A 17,858-nucleotide genomic window follows, 5' to 3' on the forward strand; every position below is an offset into this window, starting at 1 on the left:
TTCTATTTATGGAGTTCTTCGAGCAATTCGGTTACTATTTTCATATCGTCGAAATCGTGGCGCACGCCGTTGATTTCCTGGTACGTTTCATGTCCCTTTCCCGCAATCAGGATGATGTCGCCCGGGCTGGCCAACTGGCACGCGGTTTTGATGGCCTGCTTGCGGTCAGTAATCGAGAGCATCTTTTTATAATTCTGCGCTTCGACACCAGCTTCCATCTCGGCGATGATCTGGTTCGGGTCTTCGGTACGCGGATTGTCGGACGTGATGATCAGTTTGTCGCTGAGTTCCGACCCGATACGCGCCATCACCGGACGTTTGGTCTTGTCGCGGTCGCCGCCGCAACCCACCACGGTAATGAGCTGTTCGTTCTTGGTACGGATGTCGTTCACGGTAGCCAGCACGTTTTCGAGTGCATCGGGCGTGTGCGCATAGTCGACAATGGCCGTTATTTTTTGGTTGGAGATGATGTATTGGAACCTACCCGAAACGCTTTCGAGTTCGCTCAACAAACGCAACACCTCGAGCGAATCCATACCCAATTCGACCGCCGTGCCGTAAATCGCAAGCAGGTTGTAGGCGTTAAAGGTGCCGATGAGCCGCACCCAAACCTCGTTGTCGTTCACCTTCAAAAGCAAACCCGACAACTGGCTCTCCAAAATTTGCGCACGGTAATCGGCATACGATTTCAACGCATAGGTCAACTTTTTGGCTTGTGTGTTCTGCAACATTACCGGCCCGTTCTTGTCGTCGGCATTCGAGAGCGCAAAAGCCGATTTTGGAAGCGCATCAAAAAACGACTTCTTCACGTCGCGGTATTCGGCAAAAGTCGCATGGTAGTCGAGGTGATCGTGCGACAGGTTCGTGAACACGCCGCCCGCAAACTGCAAACCTTCGGAACGTTTTTGGTGCACGCCGTGCGACGACACTTCCATAAAACAATAGTCTACACCCGCATCGACCATATCGCGCAAGAAGTTGTTGATCGTGATCGAATCGGGCGTCGTATGGGTTGCCTTGAACTCGAGCTCATCGACCATGATTTTGACCGTCGACAAAAGCCCCACTTTGTACCCCGCTTTTTTGAACAACTGGTACAGCAACGACGCAATTGTGGTTTTGCCGTTGGTTCCCGTAACGCCCACCAATTTCAAGTCCTGCGAAGGGTTCCCGAAATAGTTGGCCGCCAGATACGCGAGCGCCTTATTGGTATCCTTGACCTGGATGTAGGTCACGTGGTCGTGCGCCGTCTCGGGCATCGTATCGCAAACAACGGCCGTCGCGCCGAGCGAAATGGCTTTTTCGATAAAATCGTGCCCGTTCGAGACGGTTCCGCGGATGGCCACAAAAACGTCATCGACGGTAATCTGGCGCGAATCAAACGCCAGCTTGCCGATGTTGATCTCGGTCGAACCCTTGACGGCTTCGATCGATACTTTGTACAATATGTCCTTGAGTACGGTCACGATAATTCGAGTATGAGGGTTGCATTCTTATCGAGGCGCTGCCCGGGAAGAATCGATTGCTTTTTTACCTTGCCGATGCCCACGACCTTGACTTTCATGCCCAGGTTGCCCATCAGCGCGACGGCATCCATCCCAGACATACCTTTGAGGTTCGGGACAACGGTGTGTTTTTGTTGCGCCTTGTCGTAATACTGCGCGTAGAGTTTTTCGGTCTTGGCGTCTTTTTTGTCGATGTTCTTGATTTCGTTCATCGATGGCGCATCGGTAAAAATCTTTTGCGCGATGCGTTTGAACACAGGCCCGGCTACACCCGCTCCATAGTAGTCATTGCCCGCGGTGCTGGGTTCATGCACCACGACAATGCAGGAATATTTGGGTTTGTCGGCCGGGAAATAACCCACGAACGACGAAATGTAGTGCTTGGCCGTCCCGTCTTTTTTGTTGTAGTTCGCCTGCGCGGTACCTGTTTTTCCGGCCATCGAGAAATCTTTGGAATACAATTTCGCGGCGGTTCCGCGTTTGACCACATTCTCCAAAACGGCGTGCAGTTTCTTCAGGGTCTCGTCTGAACAAATTTTCGGGTTGATGACTTCTTTCTCGAACTTTTTGATCGTGCGGTTCCACTCCTTGATCTCCGACACGAACTGCGGCTTGACCATCTCTCCGTTGTTGGCCACGGCATTGTAATACGTAAGCGTTTGCAGCGGGGTGATCGAAACACCGTATCCGAAAGCCATCCACGGTAGCGAAATGGCGCTCCAGTGTTTGTCGCCCGGTTGCGGGATGTACGGTTTGCCCTCGCCTTCGAACGGCAGACCGAGCGGCTTGTTGAGTCCAAAATCGTTCAGATGGTCCACGAATTGTTTGGGATCGTCTTTGTAGGCGTTGTAAACCGATTGCACCAAAACCGTGTTCGACGAAACTTCGAAGCCGCGGCCGAGCGAAATCTTGCCGTAACCGCCTTCGTGCGAATCGCGCACTTTTTTGCCGCGGTAAACGATGGTGCCGCCTTGGCTGTCGTACACGTCGCTGGTATCGGCTTTTTTGTCTTCCAGCAGCGCCATCAAATCGGCAAGCTTGTAGGTCGATCCGGGTTCGTGCGATTCGCGGATCGCATAATTTTCGGTCTCAAAATACGTGCTGTCTGTTTTGGATGCGCGCCCCAAATTCGCAATGGCCTTGACCTGACCGGTCTTGGTTTCCATCACCACCACACAGCCGTGATCGGCTTTGTATTTTTGCAACTGCTTCAAAAGCGCGTGGTGCGCGATGTCTTGGATGTAGACGTCGATGGTCGATGTGACGTCGAAACCGTCCTGCGGCTCGACTTCGTTGACGTCGCGGATGGGCTTCCATTGGCCCTTGGCGATTTTCTGCTTGAGGATCTTGCCGTCCTTGCCGTTCAAGTATTTGCGGTAGGCCCATTCGATGCCTTTACCCACGTGCTTTCCGCTTTCGTTGATGCGCTCATAGCCGATGGTACGCCAGGCGATTTTACCTATCGGATATTCGCGGACGGTTTCCTGCTCGGTGATCATCCCACCCTTGAACGCGCCAAGATTGAACAGCGGAAACGTCTTCATTTTCATGTACTGCGTATAGCTCAGCCCGCGCGCAATCAGGTAATAGCGGTTCTTGTTGGCGCGTGCTTTGCGCAATTCCGATTGGTAAAAACCGGCGGGTTTGCCGAGCAACATCGACAGCGAATCGGCCAGGGAATTGACGTTCTTTTCGAAATTTTCGGCTTTGGGTGCCACTGCGTCGAAACGGATGTCGTAGTTCGGAATCGACGTTGCGAGCAAACTGCCATCGGACGAATAAATGTTGCCTTTGTTGGCCGGAATCACAAAATTACGCACCGTACGTTCCTTGGCCAGTTTGCGGTAGTAATCGCCTTCGACCCATTGGATGTTACACAGCTTGACCCCGATGGCCGCCGCTATGACAAACATCGCGAAAGCCACGAGATACATCCGGTAGGAAATATGTTTGTCTTCGTTTACCATAGGTTGCTGAAAAATCCTTTTTGTTCTTCTTTTTTGACTTTGATTTTCACCGGCGGCACCGATGAAGGGAAGATTTGTTTGCCTTCCATTTGCGCCGATACGGTCGATTCCATCTTGAGCTGCATGAGCTCTGAACGCCGATCGACAAACTCCGACCGCAATTCCTTGACTTCGCTCGTCAGGGCGACAATCTTAAATACTTTTTGCTCGTAGCGCTGCGTGTTGGCGATCATCAGGATGGCCAGCAAAATCAGGAAAACGATAAACCGCCAGTTCTTGGCCGCGTTGGCGTCTTCGTTGATCAGGTACCGCGCCTTGAGGATGCTGTACACGCCGTGCTTCATTTTCTTTTCTTCGGCCATCGTTACACTTTTTCTGCGATACGCAACTTGGCGCTGCGTGCGCGGTTATTGGCGGCTATTTCGTCGTCGGTTGGGATGATCAGTTTTTCGATCGATTTGAATGGCACCGAAAAATTGCCAAAGAAATCGCGTTCGGGCTCGCCCTCGAACATCCCGTTGCGGACAAACCGCTTGACCAGACGGTCTTCGAGCGAGTGGTACGAAATCACGCTGAGCCTTCCGCCGGGCTTGAGCACTTCGAGCGCCTGCTCGAGAAACTCCTTGAGCACTTCCATTTCCTGGTTGACTTCGATTCGGATAGCCTGGTAGATCTGGGCGAGGATCTTGTTGCTTTTGTGTTGGGGCAAAAAGCGGTTCAAAACGACTTTGAGCTGTTGGGTGTTCCGTATCGGAGCGTGCTCACGGGATTCTATGATGACGCGCGCCATGGCCGGGCCATTCTTGAGTTCGCCGTATTCGACGAATATTTTAGACAGATGGGCGTGGTCGTATTGGTTGACGACCGTAAACGCACTGAGATCGCTCTTTTGGTTCATGCGCATGTCGAGTTCGCCCTCGAAACGTGTCGAGAAGCCGCGCTCGGGCACATCGAATTGGTGCGACGAAACGCCCAGATCGGCCAGGATGCCATCGACCTGTTTGACGCCGTGAAACCGCAAAAACCTTTTGAGGAAGCGGAAATTTTCGTTGATGAGCGTAAACCGATCGTCGGGCAAGGCGTTGGCGAGCGCATCGAGGTCTTGGTCAAAGGCGAACAGTTTGCCGCCCGGACCCAATCTGCGCAAAATTTCTTTGGAATGGCCGCCGCCGCCGAAAGTCACATCGACGTAAATCCCGTCGGGCTTGATGCCGAGACCGTCCACGGAGTCATGGAGCAATACGGGATTATGATAGTCCATTGTCGTCATCATTTACATTTCCCATTACGTCTTCGGCCAGGTCGGCGAAGTCGATTACAGAATCGTCGATTGCTTTTTCATACGCATCCTTATCCCATATCTCGACAATATTCACAGCGGAAGACAACACCACATCTTTGGAGATGTTTGCAAAAACAGCCAGATCCTTGGCAATCAAGACACGACCGAGATCGTCGACCTCGATGATTTTCACGCCCGCGGTAAAGCGACGGATGAAGTCGTTGTTCTTTTTGACAAAGCGGTTGAGCTTGTTGATTTTTTGCATCATCAGGTTCCATTCGGCCATCGGATACAACTCGAGGCACGGCTGAAACACCGAACGCTTCAAGACAAAACCGTCCTGAATACCGGAAGCCAATTGCTTCTTGAGCGGCGCCGGCAACAGCAGCCTCCCTTTGGCATCGACTTTACATTCGTATGTTCCTACAATGGAATTCACAAAAGTGGATTAAATGATTACAGGCAAAAATAAAAAGATTTTACCACAATTTACCACAATCTACCACTTTGTTGATAAGTTTTACCACTTTCTCCCAAAAAGCAAAAGCAGCGGCTTTACTGGTCGTTTTCAGACGTTTAACAAATTGTTAAGAATTTAAGAAGTTTGGATTTTATGTTTCGGATTCTTGTTCAAAAACCGCCACGGAATTGTCGATTTTTTATTAAAACGAATATTTCGTTTCGGAATATGGGCCGCAAGCGCACTTCTTTCAAAATTTCCAAAATCTGTATGCAGACGTTAACATTTCGGCATAAAATCTTATATTTGTCCGCACAAACCAAGGGGCGACCCCTACTTTATGGAAAATTTGATCCAGGACGGGAAATACAAATACTTCGAAGCCGGCGAAGGAACACCCATCATCATCCTGCACGGACTCATGGGCGGACTGAGCAATTTTGACGGCGTCGCCAACTATTTCCCGCAACACGGCTACAAGGTGGTCATCCCCGAGTTGCCGATTTACACGCAAAACATACTCAAGACCAACGTCAAGGCTTTTGCAAAGTTTGTCAAGGATTTTATCACCTATAAGAAGTTCGACCGCGTGATCTTGCTCGGCAATTCGTTGGGCGGTCACATCGCTTTGTACCACGCCAAGATGTATCCCGAAAAGATGATCGGGCTCATCATTACCGGAAGTTCGGGATTGTACGAAAATGCGATGGGCGACAGTTATCCGCGTCGTGGCGACCGCGACTACATCCAGAAAAAAGCCGAAGACGTTTTTTATGACCCGAAAATCGCTACACCCGAAATTGTCGAGGAAGTGTATGCCGTGGCCAACGACCGCATCAAACTGATCAAGACGCTGACCATCGCCAAGAGCGCGATACGCCACAACATGGCCAAGGATTTGCCCAAAATGCACGTCCCAACCTGCATCATTTGGGGCCGCAACGACAAGGTTACCCCGCCCGAAGTGGCCGAAGAATTCCATGAATTGCTCCCCCATTCCTGGCTGTATTGGATCGACCAATGCGGGCACGCGGCCATGATGGAGCATCCCGATGAGTTCAACCGCATCATGCACGAATGGCTCACAGAAAAGGCGTCGTTGCTGTTCAAGGAATAACGAAATCTTTGTTTCGTTGAAAATTACAGTTTTTCTATAAGGTTGCTGCGTTTTAAAATTGTATTTTCGTCTCGTAGGGAAGGGGGCAGTGAAGGTATTCCCTACAAATTCCCGATGAGACACCATTACAGAAATTCTGTACATTTTGTTAAATTTTCTGTTGGCCGCCAACTCGTCGCCGCGATTCTCGATCAGATGTCTAGCAGTTTCTTGCTACCTTTGCACAAAATCCTACCATGAAAATCAACACCGCCGAATTTATCGTCAGCAATTCAGACGCTGCCAAATGTCCCGCCGAGCGCATCCCTGAATACGCCTTCATCGGCCGATCGAATGTAGGCAAGTCTTCGTTGATCAACATGTTGACAGGCAGGAACCATTTGGCCAAGACCTCGGCCAAACCGGGCAAAACGCAGCTCATCAACCACTTCAAGATCAATGCAAACTGGTTTCTGGTCGACTTGCCCGGGTATGGGTATGCCAAAGTTTCAAAATCGACCAAGGCGACGTTCCAAAAATTCATCACCGACTATTTCGAAAAACGCGAGCAGCTGGTTTGCGGCTTTGTGTTGATCGACATCAGGCACGAGGCGCAAAAAATCGACCTCGAATTCATGGCCTACATGGGCGAAAGCGAGATCCCGTTTTGCATCATCTTTACCAAGGCCGACAAAATCAGTAAAACCAAGATCGATTCGCACATCGCCGCCTACCGAAAAGCAATGAGGGCGAACAACTGGGAAGATATGCCACCGTATTTCGTTACGTCTTCACTCGAAGCCACGGGGCGCGATGCCGTCTTGTCGTATATCGACGACCTGAACGAGGACATTTTCAAAAACGCCAACGAATTTTAGCAGTCGGCAGTCGGTGCAACTCGGCTTTTTTTTGTAATATCGGCCGCACAAATCAACCGATATGAAACCAACCCTATTGCTGCCCGCACTACTGGCCTGCGGACTGTTCGTCCAAGCGCAAACCGCCAAGAATGTAGTAGTTCCGAACGAAAACCTCATCACCGAAAACATCCCCGACATTCCCAAAACGCTCGCCACCGAGGTAAAAAAATATACCGAATCGCGCGGCGCGAGCCTTGTCGACGTACATCCTGCCACGGGCGAAATCATCATCGGGACGCGTTTTGGCACGACTTCGCAATTGCACCAAGTCAAGCAACCGCTGGGGACCCGAACGCAAATCACTTTTGCCGATGAGCCTGTGGGCGGCGCGCAATTCGAACCCACCAAGGGCGAATACCTGGTTTATTCGAAGGACATCGGCGGCAACGAATTCGGGCAGTTGTTCAAGCTTGACCTTAAAACGTTGCAATCGACGCTGCTTACCGATGGCGGCCGATCGCAGAACGGCGGCGTGACCTGGCGCAACGACGGAAAGGGGTTCTATTTTATGTCGACCAAACGCAACGGTGGCGACCGCGAAGTGTATTTCATGGACCCGAACAACCCCAACGCCAAGCTGGTGCTCGAGCGCAAAGGCGGTGGCTGGGGCATCAACGACATTTCTGAAGACAATCAAACACTGATCATCAGCGAATACGTTTCGGCCAACGAGTCGCATTTGTGGTTGCTCGACATCGCTTCGGGCCAAATCTCGGAACTCACCGACCGTAAGAAATCGAAAGGCGTGGTGCAATCGAGCGCTTCGTTTTCGCACGACCCGAACCAGATTTGGTATGTGACCGACCGCGATTTCGAGTTCAAACGACTGGCTTCGTACAATCTGAAAACCAAAAAAACAACGTATCATTCCACCGACATCCCATGGAACGTAGAAGGTTACCGACTTAGCGAAGACAAAAAAACGCTCGCCTTTTCGACCAACGAAGCCGGTCTGGACAAACTTTATTTGATGGACGCTTCGACCAAAACCTACAAAGCGGCCGCCAATTTGCCCGTGGGTCTGATTGGCGGGCTGCGCTTTACCAAAGACGGGAAACATTTGTTCTTTACGCAATCGACGGCCAAAACCTCGTCGGATGTCTACCGCTTGACGGTGGCAACGGGAAGCATCGAACGATGGACGCAAAGCGAGCTCGGCGAAATGCAGGAATCCGATATTTCACTTCCGAAAGCGATCGAATGGAAAAGCTTCGACGGACTCAAAATCAGCGGATTTTACTATCCGGCCGCGGCCAAGTTTTCGGGCAAACGACCGGTGGTGATCAACATACACGGCGGTCCTGAAGGCCAATCGCAGGCCTCGTTCCTGGGCGCGTCCAACTACTACACCAACGAAATGGGCGTGGCGATCATTGCGCCCAATGTACGTGGTTCATCGGGTTTCGGCAAATCCTATTTGGCCAAAGACAACGGTTATTTGCGCGAAGATTCGGTCAAGGACATCGGCGCATTGCTCGACTGGATCGCGCAGCAACCCGAACTTGACAAGGACCGCATCATGATCATGGGCGGCAGTTACGGCGGCTACATGACGTTGGCCACGGCATTCCATTATGCCGACCGCATCCGTTGCTCGGTGGATATCGTAGGGATTTCGCACTTTGGCACGTTCCTCAAGAACACCGAGGAGTACCGACGCGACTTGCGCCGTGTAGAATATGGCGACGAACGCGACCCGAAGATGGCGGCATTTTTCGAGAAAATCGCACCGCTGAACAACATCGACAAGATCAAAAAACCGCTGTTCATCGTGCAGGGCACCAACGACCCGCGCGTTCCGGTGACCGAGGCCACGCAAATGCGCGACAAACTCAAGGCCAACGGCAATGTGGTGTGGTACCTCGAGGCCAAGGACGAGGGCCACGGGTTCAGGAAAAAACCGAACGCCGACTACCAAAGACTAGCCACCATCCGGTTCATGCAGGAATATTTGCTTAAATAATTATTTGAGCAGCTCCATTTTTTCGGCAAAATAGTCGCAAAAGTCTTTCATGGTTGCGGCCATTTTTTCGTCGTTGGTCGCGCGCTCGAAGGTATCGGACATGGCCACCAGCGTTTGGTGGAAAAACTTTTTCATTTCGTCTACGGGCATGTCCTTGGTCCAAAGATCGATGCGCAACGTTTCCTGCGCCTTGCTGTCCCAGATAGACAACAGCAATGCCTTGGCCGCCGCATTGTCGACACCGCCATCCTTGGCCGTCCAGCTCAATTTTTCGGGTACGCGGTTTTCGTCGAGTTCGATGTGGAATTTTATTTCAGAAGTGAGGTTGCTCATGGTTTCTTGGGTTTGTATTTGGATTGTTCGAACAACGTCTTGCTGTCGGTTTGCAGCATTTGTTCGAGTGAAACTTCGTTGTTTCGCATGTATGCCCGAACGATTTGCCATCCGAGCCACGCACCTACCTGGCCAGGCGATTCATTGTCGATTTCAAGATAGAACTTGGAAAACGGCGCAGGATTGATGAAACGCGGCAGCAATTTCTGGTCGGTATCGTAAAGCAAGGTGTTGTCGATAAAAAAGCGCCACATGTCGGCCTGGTTTTCTTCGCACCATTTGATTTGTTCGGGTTTGTAGCCGATTTTTTGCGCATCGGTGTAATCGGGCAACAACATATCCTTGAGATACAGTTCTTTCCCTGCATATACCATGTACGACAGCAAGGTGTTTTCCTGTGGCGGCGCTATTTTTCCTACCGAGAATGCGCTGGCGATATCGGGCAGGATTTGCTCTGGTTCAAAATTTTGCTTCAAATAATCGGGGAACTGGTAAAACCTGTGGTCTTTGCCCAAATACAATTCGAGCGAAACGATCATCACGCTGTCGGCATAGATGACCTTGTTCTGGTAATCCATTTCGGCGATGACGGTCACCACCTTGGGCACTTTCGTTGCCGGAAAATAATACTTGATGTGTTTGAACAGTGCGTCGATGCCTTCGGTTTCCTTTTCGAAGTTGCCGAATTTCTTTTGCACTTCCTGATAGAGCTCGCGCCATTGGGGATTCTGCATTTTGTCGGTCCACACCTTGTCGTCGTTGCCCTTTGGAAAAAACAACGGGTACTCGGCCTTTAACTTGGGCAGATCCTGCGGCTTGGCTTCAAAAAAGGCCTTGTCGAACCGCTCGACTTGAACCGAAACCGGAATTTCCTCGACCGCCTGTTCCACTTTCGACTTTTTGTCGCAGCCGAATGCAAAAAAAACAAATGCCAATAATGTAAAAATTTTCTTCATCAGATGGGGTAAATTAGCCAGCGGTTTCAAAGCGATAAGCGCTGAATAATCGCTAAGTTTGCAAATATACATTGCGCAATATTAAAATTTCTAAATAGTATGCAAAAATTAGAACCCATCGACGCGTCGAGCGTCAACGACCAAATCGTGCGTTGGCTCAAGGAATATGCGCAAAACGCGGGCGTCAACGGATTTGTGGTAGGCGTCTCTGGCGGCATCGACTCGGCGGTGACCTCTACGCTTTGCGCGCAAACCGGTTTTAAGGTGGTGTGTGTCGAGATGCCGATCCATCAGGCGGCCAGCCAGGTCAGCCGTGCACAGGAACACATCGCCCAGCTTAAGAACAGGTTCTCGAACGTAGACGAGGCCAGGATCGACCTCACCCCTGTCTTTGAAACATTCAAACAGCAAGTGCCTTCGCATGCCGACACGGCCAAGCTCAATTTGTCGTTGGCCAACACGCGCGCGCGTTTGCGGATGACGTCGCTTTATTATTTGGCGGGCATCCACGGGCTGCTTGTGGCGGGAACGGGAAATAAAGTCGAGGATTTTGGCGTCGGGTTCTTTACCAAGTATGGCGATGGCGGCGTCGATTTGAGCCCGATTGCCGATTTGATGAAATCAGACGTTTACGCGCTGGCCCGCTACCTGCAGGTGCCCGAATCGATCCAGCAGGCGCAGCCTACCGACGGTCTTTTTGGCGACGACCGTACCGACGAAGACCAACTGGGCGCGAGCTACGACGAACTCGAATGGGCCATGCTGCAAAACGAAGCCGGCAAGGTTGCGGGCGACTTTTCGGGGCGCGAATTGGTCGTTTTTAAAATCTACCAACGGCTCAACAAAGCTAACCAACACAAAATGAACGCGATACCCGTTTGCTACGTTAATCGTCGATAAACGTATTTTATCTAAAAAATTTGAAACTTTATATTTTTTTTAACTAAATTTACTCTTGATTTCTAACAAACACATTTAAAACAACGGTTATGATTAGAGTTTGTTTAGCGGATAATTATCCTGTAGTCCATTTTGGGGTCAAATCCTATTTTAAGGACCACATCGATATCAGTATTGTAGCCAATGTCGGTAATTTTTCGATGGTAAAAGACGTGCTCTATACCAAGGAAATCGACGTGTTGGTGTTGGATTTGGATTTGGACGGCCTCTCGAGTATATACGAATTGAAAGCAATCATCAAGAATTACCCGAAAACGAAAATCATCGTGTTCAGCAGTTTTTCGGAACAGATTTATGCGCCCAACGCCATCAAGGCAGGCGTGGCGGGCTATGTCCACAAGACTTCAAAGCTCGAAAGTTTGGGGATTGCGATCATGAAGGTACACCAGGGCAACGTCATCCTTAACGAGACGATCAAGAAAAACCTCGCGCTGATTGCCAAGCAAAACAAAAGCGAGCGGCTGTACCGCAAATTGTCGAACCGCGAAATCGAGGTGCTTCGCTACTTGAGCAGCGGCAAAAAGAACAACGAAATTTCAGCCATTTTGGGCTTGAACGAAAAAACGATCAGCACCTATAAATTGCGTCTGCTGACCAAACTCAACGTGACCAACCTGGTCGATTTGGTCAACAAAGCCAAAACGCTCGAAATCGTTTAACTGTAGCGCGACATTACCCTTCCCAGTTTTTTCGAAAAAGCATTGATGAGCTTGTAGTAATCCATGGCCATCGATAGAGGTTCGCTATTGTCGGCATCGGGCTCGGTCGAGATGTCGGCCTTGAGCGTTTCGATGATGCGGTCTACCAAATACCAGCGCAGCGTAAGGATGGTTTCCGATACGTATTGCGCAATCGACTGGTCTTTGCGTTTGACGATGATTTGCTGGCCCTCCCAATTGTGCAGTGTTTGTTGCTCCTCGAGCATCAGGATGTCGGTCACTTCGGCCGAAAATTCCGTGGGCAATTGCGTCAGGTATTGCTCGATCTGGAATGTTTCGTGTTGATGGAAATAGTCGATCAAGTGGTTGTAGATACCTCGAAACATAGGGTTCGCGAGCTCGACCTCATCTTCCTGCAAACTCAGGAAAATCCGCTGGTAGACTTTGTATTCCTTGTATTGCGACTTGGTTTCGACCTCGCCTTCGTCGTTGGTGGTAAGCACCACGTCTTCAAAATCCTCCGATTTATGGCCGTAAAGCAATAGTATTTCGATGATTTTACGCTCGAGTTCATACAATACGTCGATTTTCTCGGCCGCGATCGGCTCGTCGTTTTTGACCACTTCGAACGCCTTTTGCTGCTCTTCCCTGAAATTCTTATTGGCTTCCTTGAGGTCTTTTTGCGCCATTTGCGCCAGCGTATTGAGCAACACCTGCTCTGAAATATCCATGATGCGCGACGTTTCCTGGATGTACACCTCACGCTGGATGCGGTCTTTGATTTTCGAGATGCTCACGACCATGTCGCGAATCAGATCGGCCTTTTTGACGGGGTCGTTCTTGGCCTCGTCCATGAGCAGCGACGCCTTGAACTGGATGAAATCCTTGGCGTTGTGCTCCAGATAGGCGAGCAAATCTTCATAAGACGATTTTTTGGCAAAACTATCGGGATCCTCTCCGTCCGGGAACGTACAAACTTTGACGTTCATGCCTTCCTCGAGGATCAAATCGATACCGCGGACCGACGCGCGTAAACCCGCCGCATCGCCATCAAAAAGCACCGTGATGTTTTTGGTGAGTCGGTTGATGAGCCTGATCTGGTCGGGCGTCAGTGCGGTGCCCGATGAGGCCACGACGTTCTCGATGCCTGCCTGATTGAATTGGATGACATCGGTATAACCCTCGACCAGGTAACAATTGTTGAGCTTGGCGATCGACTGCTTGGCATGGAAAATCCCGTACAACACCTTGCTTTTGTGGTAAATGTCGCTCTCGGGCGAATTGAGGTACTTGGCCGCCTTTTTGTCGTTGGTCAAAATACGTCCGCCAAAACCGAGCACACGCCCCGACATGCTTTGGATCGGGAACATCACTCGCCCGCGAAACCGGTCGATCAACCGCTCTTCTTTGTTGATCGTAAGCCCTGTACTCTCGAGGAATTCCAGCTGATAGCCTTTGCCGAGCGCCTCCTTCGAAAACGCGTCCCAGGTTTCGGGCGAATAGCCGAGTCCGAATTTCTTGATGGTTTCAGCCGTAAAACCGCGCTCTTTGAAATACGACAGGCCGATGGCTTTGCCTTCTTCGGTATGCAACAATGTGTCGTGAAAATACTTTTGCGCGAACTCCGACACCAGGTACATGCTTTCGCGTAAATCGGTATTGGCTTTTTCTTCCAGCGTTTGTTCGGTTTCCTCGACCTCGATGTTGTATTTCTTGGCCAGATAACGGATGGCTTCGGGATAGGTGAAATGCTCATGCTCCATCAAGAACGCGACGGCATTGCCGCCCTTGCCCGACGAAAAGTCTTTCCAGATTTGCTTGACGGGCGACACCATGAACGAAGGCGAACGCTCGTCGGTGAACGGGCTGAGTCCCTTAAAGTTACTGCCCGCGCGCTTGAGTTGCACGAAATCGCCAATCACTTCCTCTACGCGGGTGACTTCGAAAACGGTATCTATCGTTGCTTTTGAGATCAAGGCTTGGCTTTTTGGCAGGTTTCAAATGTACAAAGATTCGGGCCTTGAAAAAAAAGAAATCGCGTTCGTCCAAAAATTGAATCGCGTGGCAGAAAACGCTAAAAACACACTTGCTTCCCCTGAGAAAACTTTAACAAAATCTACAGATTTTCTATAATGGAATGTCGGTTTTATTTTGTTGGGGTATACTTCCAATGCCCCCTTCCCTATCGTGAAGATACCATTATTTCAAATACACCCCTTACATAAAATCTGTAAATCCACCACAAAAAAAGCGCCCCCAAGGAGCGCCTCTTCATTGCAAACTAACTCAAGTTTCTTTAATTGAAGTCAAAACGGATGCCCGCCGACGCGTTGTGCTGGTCGATCGTGTTGTTCTTGAACATCGGACTAAGGTCGTATTTGACATACAAGCTCACTTCTTTGTAACCCACATACGCGCTCAAACCATAGTTAAAATCTTCTACATTCCAGCTGCCTTTCTGACGTGTGTTGTAGCGGTAGCCATCAATTTTGTACGACAAAAACTGTTTCGAATTTGTGTTGTAGCCCACATAGCCACCCAACCCCACGCGGAATCCGTTGTGCGAACGGAATACTTTTTTACCGTCCTCGACCTTGGTCTTGCTGAAATCAAACTCGAGGTGTACAGGCAAAGTCAAATACACATTCTTAAAGTGCGTATCCTTGGCGCGCAACCCCAGCGGATGCACTTCGAGATCGGTGGTTTGGCCGTTGTCTACAAAGTAGCGGTTCTCGGTAGCCGTGAGGTGGTTGTACATGAACGACAGCCCGTATTTGGCATGCAATAAATTACTATCGTGCAACAGGCGGGTATTGAACGTAAAACCCCATTCAAAAAACGTCGAGCGCAGGTAATAAAAATCAGAGTTGGCCACCGCGCCGTTGGTCACGAGGTTGTTGAAACCGAATGCAATAACTCCCTGCGAAGTGGTACGCCGCTCGCCGTTCTTTTCGATCTCCTCACAGTTCTGGTATCCGCCCGGAATTGAAATAGAGTGTTTCCCTCTTTTGCTTTTTTCTTCTATCTTCCCGTCTACTTTTTGCTGGATCAAATCTTCGAGTTCGCGTTTGGCCGGCGCCACACGTACTTCGATGTTGTTGGCGCGCGCCTCGGCGAGTTGCTGCTTCTTCTCGTCGGCTTGCGCGGCGCTGAGCGAGCCGTTCTCGAGTTGCAGGTTCACCGCTTCGATTTCGGTTTTGAGCGCGTCTTTTTCTTCTTTGGTGATGGTTTCGATTTTCTCGGCGATGACTTTGGCCTTGTCTTCAAAGGTTTCTTGTGCCGATGCGGTGCCAAAAATCAGGCATAGCAATGCCGTTAAGCAAAAGGTTGCATTTTTCATGTGTTCAGGATATTTGATTGTTGATTATTCGATGTTGCGGTTCAAAACGGCCGTGGCGACTTCTCCGGCCCGGCGGCGTACCTTTTCGCGGAACGACAGGTTGACATCGCGGTCTACTTCGCTAAGCAAGCTTTTGGCGTTGACCTTGACCGAGGTTTTTGGATGGGCCAGTGCCGATTGCGCTTCGGCAAGCAAGGCATCTGCATCTACCTGTACCGATGGGCGCTCGGTTGCGTTTTGATTGGCTGAAGCGATCAACTGCGGTTTTTGGATTTCGTTAACCGCTTCAACAGGATTTTGATTGATGATGGGTTGATTGATTGGATTTTGGTTGATGATTGATTTCTTTTGACTTGTCTTTGCTTTGCTGTTTGGCTTTTCGGCAGATGCGATTGCGCCTGGCTCGTCTGGTGCAACAACCGCTTCAGGCTCGGGCTGGGGTGCCACGATCGATTCTTCAAAAACCACTTCACGGCCTTGGTCGACCACTTCTTCGGATTGGCTCAAAAACACGCCGCCAATCGTGAGGAAACCTAAGATGCTTGCGGCTACGTAAAGCCAGCCATAACCGCGCCGCGACTTTTTTTCCTCGGCCACCGACAGCATCGCGTCGAGCCGGTCCCATGCCGCCGGCGAAGGCGTCATTTCACGTGCGTTGAGCTTGTCCCTGAAATCCTCTTCCATTGTCTTACGCTGTTCCATGGCTGTAGTTCTTTTGTTGGTTTATTTGTTGCTGCAACATTTTTCGCGCATGATGCAATTGCGACTTCGAGGTGCTTTCGCTGATGCCCAGCAACGCGCCAATTTCTTGGTGTTTGTATCCTTCGATGGCATACAGGTTGAACACCATCTTGTAACCGTCGGGTAGCGCGTCGATGAGTGTTTGGATGTCGTCTACACTCAGGTTGCTTTCGATGTTGTTGAACGCATCTTCCTGGTAATATTCGTCTTCGAGATAACCGATTTTCTTTTGCGCCCTGATAAACGAAATGCATTCGTTGACCATGATGCGCCTAATCCATCCCTCGAAACTGCCTTTATTTTCAAAATGTTTCAAATGGGCAAACACCTTCATAAAAGCCGTGATCATCAAATCTTCGGCGTGGTGCACGTCCTTGATGTATTGGCGGCACACACCCAGCATCCGCGAAGCATACTTGTCGTAAATCTGGTGCTGTGCGTGTCGGTTGTTCCCGACGGCCAGCGCGATGATTTCGGATTCTTCCTGATGCAGGTTGATGACTTTCAAAACGATTGAATTGGTTTGCTATGGGGATAGACGGAAACGGGTTAAAAATAGTTGCATGGAAGTTTTGAGAAAATTCCAAATTCCAAATTCCAAATTCCAAAAACCCAACAACCATGGGGATTTGCGACTGAAAAAATATTTTAGAAAATTTTATTTTTTTCGTTCTATGACATAATTGACCATGAGCGTAAGGGCTTCCTTGAACTCCGATTCGGGGTACTGTCGGAGCAATTCGAGCGCGGCCATCTGGAATTCGGTCATCTTTTGTTCGGCATAGGCCAAGCCGTTGCGGTCCTTGACAAACGCAATGACTTCTTTGACGCGCTTTTTGTCTTTGTTGTGGTTTTTGATCGAGTTGATGAGCCATGCTTTTTCCTTGGCATCACAATGGTTGAGGACGTGGATCAGCGGCAGCGTCATCTTTTGTTCCTTGATGTCGATGCCTGTGGGTTTGCCGATCGCCTCTTCGGAATAATCGAACAAATCGTCCTTGATCTGGAACGCCATCCCGATGAGTTCCCCAAAATGACGCATGTTTTCTACCTGTTGCGCATCTTCTACCACCGAGCGCGCACCGAGCGCACAACACGACGCAATCAACGTAGCGGTCTTTTTGCGGATGATGTCGTAGTACACTTCTTCGGTAATGTCGAGCCTGCGCGCCTTTTCAATCTGCAGCAATTCGCCCTCGCTCATCTCGCGTACCGCCACCGAAATGATCCGGAGCAAATCGAAATCGCCATGGTCGATGGACAGCAACAATCCTTTCGAAAGCAAATAGTCGCCCACGAGTACCGCAATTTTATTCTTCCACAATGCGTTAATAGAAAAGAATCCGCGACGGCGGTTGCTGTCGTCCACCACATCGTCATGTACGAGCGTGGCCGTGTGGATCAGTTCGATGACCGAGGCGCCGCGGTAGGTACGCTCGTTGACCGTGCCTCCCGAGACCATCTTGGCCGTCAGGAACACGAACATCGGACGCATTTGTTTGCCTTTTCGGTTGACGATGTAGTATGTGATCCGGTTCAAGAGCGCCACCTGCGACGACATCGACTGGTAGAACTTCTTTTCGAAAAGTTCCATTTCCTGTCGGATGGGATGTTTTATTTGTGAGGTGATGTTCATCGGCTCTCAAAGATACGCCGAATCGTACAAAAGTGATAAA

Annotated in this window: 17 protein-coding genes; 5 read left to right on the forward strand and 12 right to left on the reverse strand. The window is 50.1% G+C overall.

Annotated features, from left to right (window positions below):
* Positions 1-2: 2 nt before the first annotated feature.
* Genes BLP55_RS10110 through mraZ form a run of 5 tightly spaced genes read right to left on the reverse strand, consistent with a single transcriptional unit; the run spans position 3 to position 5,193 of the window.
* A complete protein-coding gene (locus BLP55_RS10110; protein WP_091143093.1) occupies positions 3-1,466 on the reverse strand; it encodes a UDP-N-acetylmuramoyl-L-alanyl-D-glutamate--2,6-diaminopimelate ligase in 1,464 nt (487 codons plus the stop codon).
* Positions 1,463-3,472 (reverse strand): penicillin-binding protein, encoded by a 2,010-nt coding sequence (locus BLP55_RS10115; RefSeq protein WP_091143096.1) that lies wholly within the window; start codon positions 3,470-3,472, stop codon positions 1,463-1,465. The genes BLP55_RS10110 and BLP55_RS10115 overlap by 4 nt, the downstream gene beginning before the upstream one ends.
* On the reverse strand, positions 3,466-3,816 hold the full coding sequence (locus BLP55_RS10120) for an FtsL-like putative cell division protein (protein WP_091143510.1): 351 nt from the start codon (positions 3,814-3,816) through the stop codon (positions 3,466-3,468). The genes BLP55_RS10115 and BLP55_RS10120 overlap by 7 nt, the downstream gene beginning before the upstream one ends.
* Positions 3,817-3,836: 20 nt before the next feature.
* Positions 3,837-4,745 (reverse strand): 16S rRNA (cytosine(1402)-N(4))-methyltransferase RsmH, encoded by a 909-nt coding sequence (rsmH, locus tag BLP55_RS10125; RefSeq protein WP_170826843.1) that lies wholly within the window; start codon positions 4,743-4,745, stop codon positions 3,837-3,839.
* Positions 4,720-5,193: a division/cell wall cluster transcriptional repressor MraZ gene (gene mraZ, locus BLP55_RS10130; RefSeq protein ID WP_091143100.1), complete on the reverse strand. Its 474-nt coding sequence runs from the start codon at positions 5,191-5,193 to the stop codon at positions 4,720-4,722. Before mraZ ends, rsmH begins: the two co-directional genes overlap by 26 nt.
* Before the next feature lie 361 nt (positions 5,194-5,554).
* Between mraZ and BLP55_RS10135 the strand changes: the two genes are divergently transcribed.
* The 3 genes from BLP55_RS10135 (at position 5,555) to BLP55_RS10145 (ending at position 9,193) form a co-directional block, all read left to right on the forward strand.
* Positions 5,555-6,331, forward strand: a complete 777-nt coding sequence (locus BLP55_RS10135; RefSeq protein WP_091143103.1) for an alpha/beta fold hydrolase — start codon at positions 5,555-5,557, stop codon at positions 6,329-6,331.
* A gap of 236 nt (positions 6,332-6,567) precedes the next feature.
* Positions 6,568-7,188 (forward strand): ribosome biogenesis GTP-binding protein YihA/YsxC, encoded by a 621-nt coding sequence (yihA, locus tag BLP55_RS10140; RefSeq protein ID WP_091143107.1) that lies wholly within the window; start codon positions 6,568-6,570, stop codon positions 7,186-7,188.
* A gap of 61 nt (positions 7,189-7,249) precedes the next feature.
* Positions 7,250-9,193: a S9 family peptidase gene (locus tag BLP55_RS10145; protein WP_091143111.1), complete on the forward strand. Its 1,944-nt coding sequence runs from the start codon at positions 7,250-7,252 to the stop codon at positions 9,191-9,193.
* Here BLP55_RS10145 and gldC read toward each other — a convergent pair whose 3' ends face one another.
* Together gldC and gldB are read right to left on the reverse strand one after the other, a co-directional pair.
* Complete coding sequence (gene gldC, locus BLP55_RS10150) at positions 9,194-9,526, reverse strand: gliding motility protein GldC (protein WP_091143115.1); 333 nt, start codon at positions 9,524-9,526, stop codon at positions 9,194-9,196.
* Entirely contained in the window at positions 9,523-10,482 is a 960-nt protein-coding gene (gene gldB / locus BLP55_RS10155) for a gliding motility lipoprotein GldB (protein WP_091143119.1), read from the reverse strand. The genes gldC and gldB overlap by 4 nt, the downstream gene beginning before the upstream one ends.
* Positions 10,483-10,581: 99 nt before the next feature.
* Here gldB and nadE point away from each other — a divergent pair, with 99 nt between their 5' ends.
* Both nadE and BLP55_RS10165 read left to right on the forward strand, forming a co-directional pair.
* Positions 10,582-11,382, forward strand: a complete 801-nt coding sequence (gene nadE / locus BLP55_RS10160; RefSeq protein WP_091143123.1) for an NAD(+) synthase — start codon at positions 10,582-10,584, stop codon at positions 11,380-11,382.
* An 89-nt stretch (positions 11,383-11,471) separates the two neighbouring features.
* A complete protein-coding gene (locus BLP55_RS10165; RefSeq protein WP_091143126.1) occupies positions 11,472-12,101 on the forward strand; it encodes a response regulator transcription factor in 630 nt (209 codons plus the stop codon).
* Here BLP55_RS10165 and dnaG read toward each other — a convergent pair.
* From dnaG to BLP55_RS10190, 5 genes are all read right to left on the reverse strand, one after another.
* Positions 12,098-14,077 carry a DNA primase gene (dnaG, locus tag BLP55_RS10170; RefSeq protein ID WP_091143130.1) on the reverse strand — a complete coding sequence of 660 codons (1,980 nt, stop codon included), beginning with the start codon at positions 14,075-14,077 and terminating at the stop codon, positions 12,098-12,100. The two genes, BLP55_RS10165 and dnaG, sit on opposite strands and share 4 nt — an antisense overlap.
* A gap of 320 nt (positions 14,078-14,397) precedes the next feature.
* Complete coding sequence (locus BLP55_RS10175; RefSeq protein ID WP_091143133.1) at positions 14,398-15,441, reverse strand: hypothetical protein; 1,044 nt, start codon at positions 15,439-15,441, stop codon at positions 14,398-14,400.
* Positions 15,442-15,465: 24 nt separating this feature from the next.
* On the reverse strand, positions 15,466-16,143 hold the full coding sequence (locus tag BLP55_RS10180) for a hypothetical protein (RefSeq protein ID WP_091143136.1): 678 nt from the start codon (positions 16,141-16,143) through the stop codon (positions 15,466-15,468).
* Positions 16,130-16,690: an RNA polymerase sigma factor gene (locus tag BLP55_RS10185; RefSeq protein WP_091143139.1), complete on the reverse strand. Its 561-nt coding sequence runs from the start codon at positions 16,688-16,690 to the stop codon at positions 16,130-16,132. Before BLP55_RS10185 ends, BLP55_RS10180 begins: the two co-directional genes overlap by 14 nt.
* A gap of 150 nt (positions 16,691-16,840) precedes the next feature.
* A complete protein-coding gene (locus tag BLP55_RS10190; RefSeq protein WP_091143142.1) occupies positions 16,841-17,818 on the reverse strand; it encodes a polyprenyl synthetase family protein in 978 nt (325 codons plus the stop codon).
* Positions 17,819-17,858 lie beyond the last annotated feature (40 nt).

The organism is Flavobacterium caeni (assembly GCF_900101895.1).
Taxonomy (GTDB): domain Bacteria; phylum Bacteroidota; class Bacteroidia; order Flavobacteriales; family Flavobacteriaceae; genus Flavobacterium; species Flavobacterium caeni.

Excerpts from the sequence above, each read along its gene's own strand:
- BLP55_RS10115 (WP_091143096.1), bottom strand. The coding sequence starts at position 3,472 with ATGGTAAACGAAGACAAACATATTTCCTACCGGATGTATCTCGTGGCT.
- BLP55_RS10120 (WP_091143510.1), bottom strand. The coding sequence starts at position 3,816 with ATGAAGCACGGCGTGTACAGCATCCTCAAGGCGCGGTACCTGATCAAC.
- rsmH (WP_170826843.1), bottom strand. The coding sequence starts at position 4,745 with ATGATGACGACAATGGACTATCATAATCCCGTATTGCTCCATGACTCC.
- BLP55_RS10135 (WP_091143103.1), top strand. The coding sequence starts at position 5,555 with ATGGAAAATTTGATCCAGGACGGGAAATACAAATACTTCGAAGCCGGC.
- yihA (WP_091143107.1), top strand. The coding sequence starts at position 6,568 with ATGAAAATCAACACCGCCGAATTTATCGTCAGCAATTCAGACGCTGCC.
- BLP55_RS10145 (WP_091143111.1), top strand. The coding sequence starts at position 7,250 with ATGAAACCAACCCTATTGCTGCCCGCACTACTGGCCTGCGGACTGTTC.
- gldC (WP_091143115.1), bottom strand. The coding sequence starts at position 9,526 with ATGAGCAACCTCACTTCTGAAATAAAATTCCACATCGAACTCGACGAA.
- gldB (WP_091143119.1), bottom strand. The coding sequence starts at position 10,482 with ATGAAGAAAATTTTTACATTATTGGCATTTGTTTTTTTTGCATTCGGC.
- nadE (WP_091143123.1), top strand. The coding sequence starts at position 10,582 with ATGCAAAAATTAGAACCCATCGACGCGTCGAGCGTCAACGACCAAATC.
- BLP55_RS10165 (WP_091143126.1), top strand. The coding sequence starts at position 11,472 with ATGATTAGAGTTTGTTTAGCGGATAATTATCCTGTAGTCCATTTTGGG.
- BLP55_RS10175 (WP_091143133.1), bottom strand. The coding sequence starts at position 15,441 with ATGAAAAATGCAACCTTTTGCTTAACGGCATTGCTATGCCTGATTTTT.
- BLP55_RS10180 (WP_091143136.1), bottom strand. The coding sequence starts at position 16,143 with ATGGAACAGCGTAAGACAATGGAAGAGGATTTCAGGGACAAGCTCAAC.
- BLP55_RS10190 (WP_091143142.1), bottom strand. The coding sequence starts at position 17,818 with ATGAACATCACCTCACAAATAAAACATCCCATCCGACAGGAAATGGAA.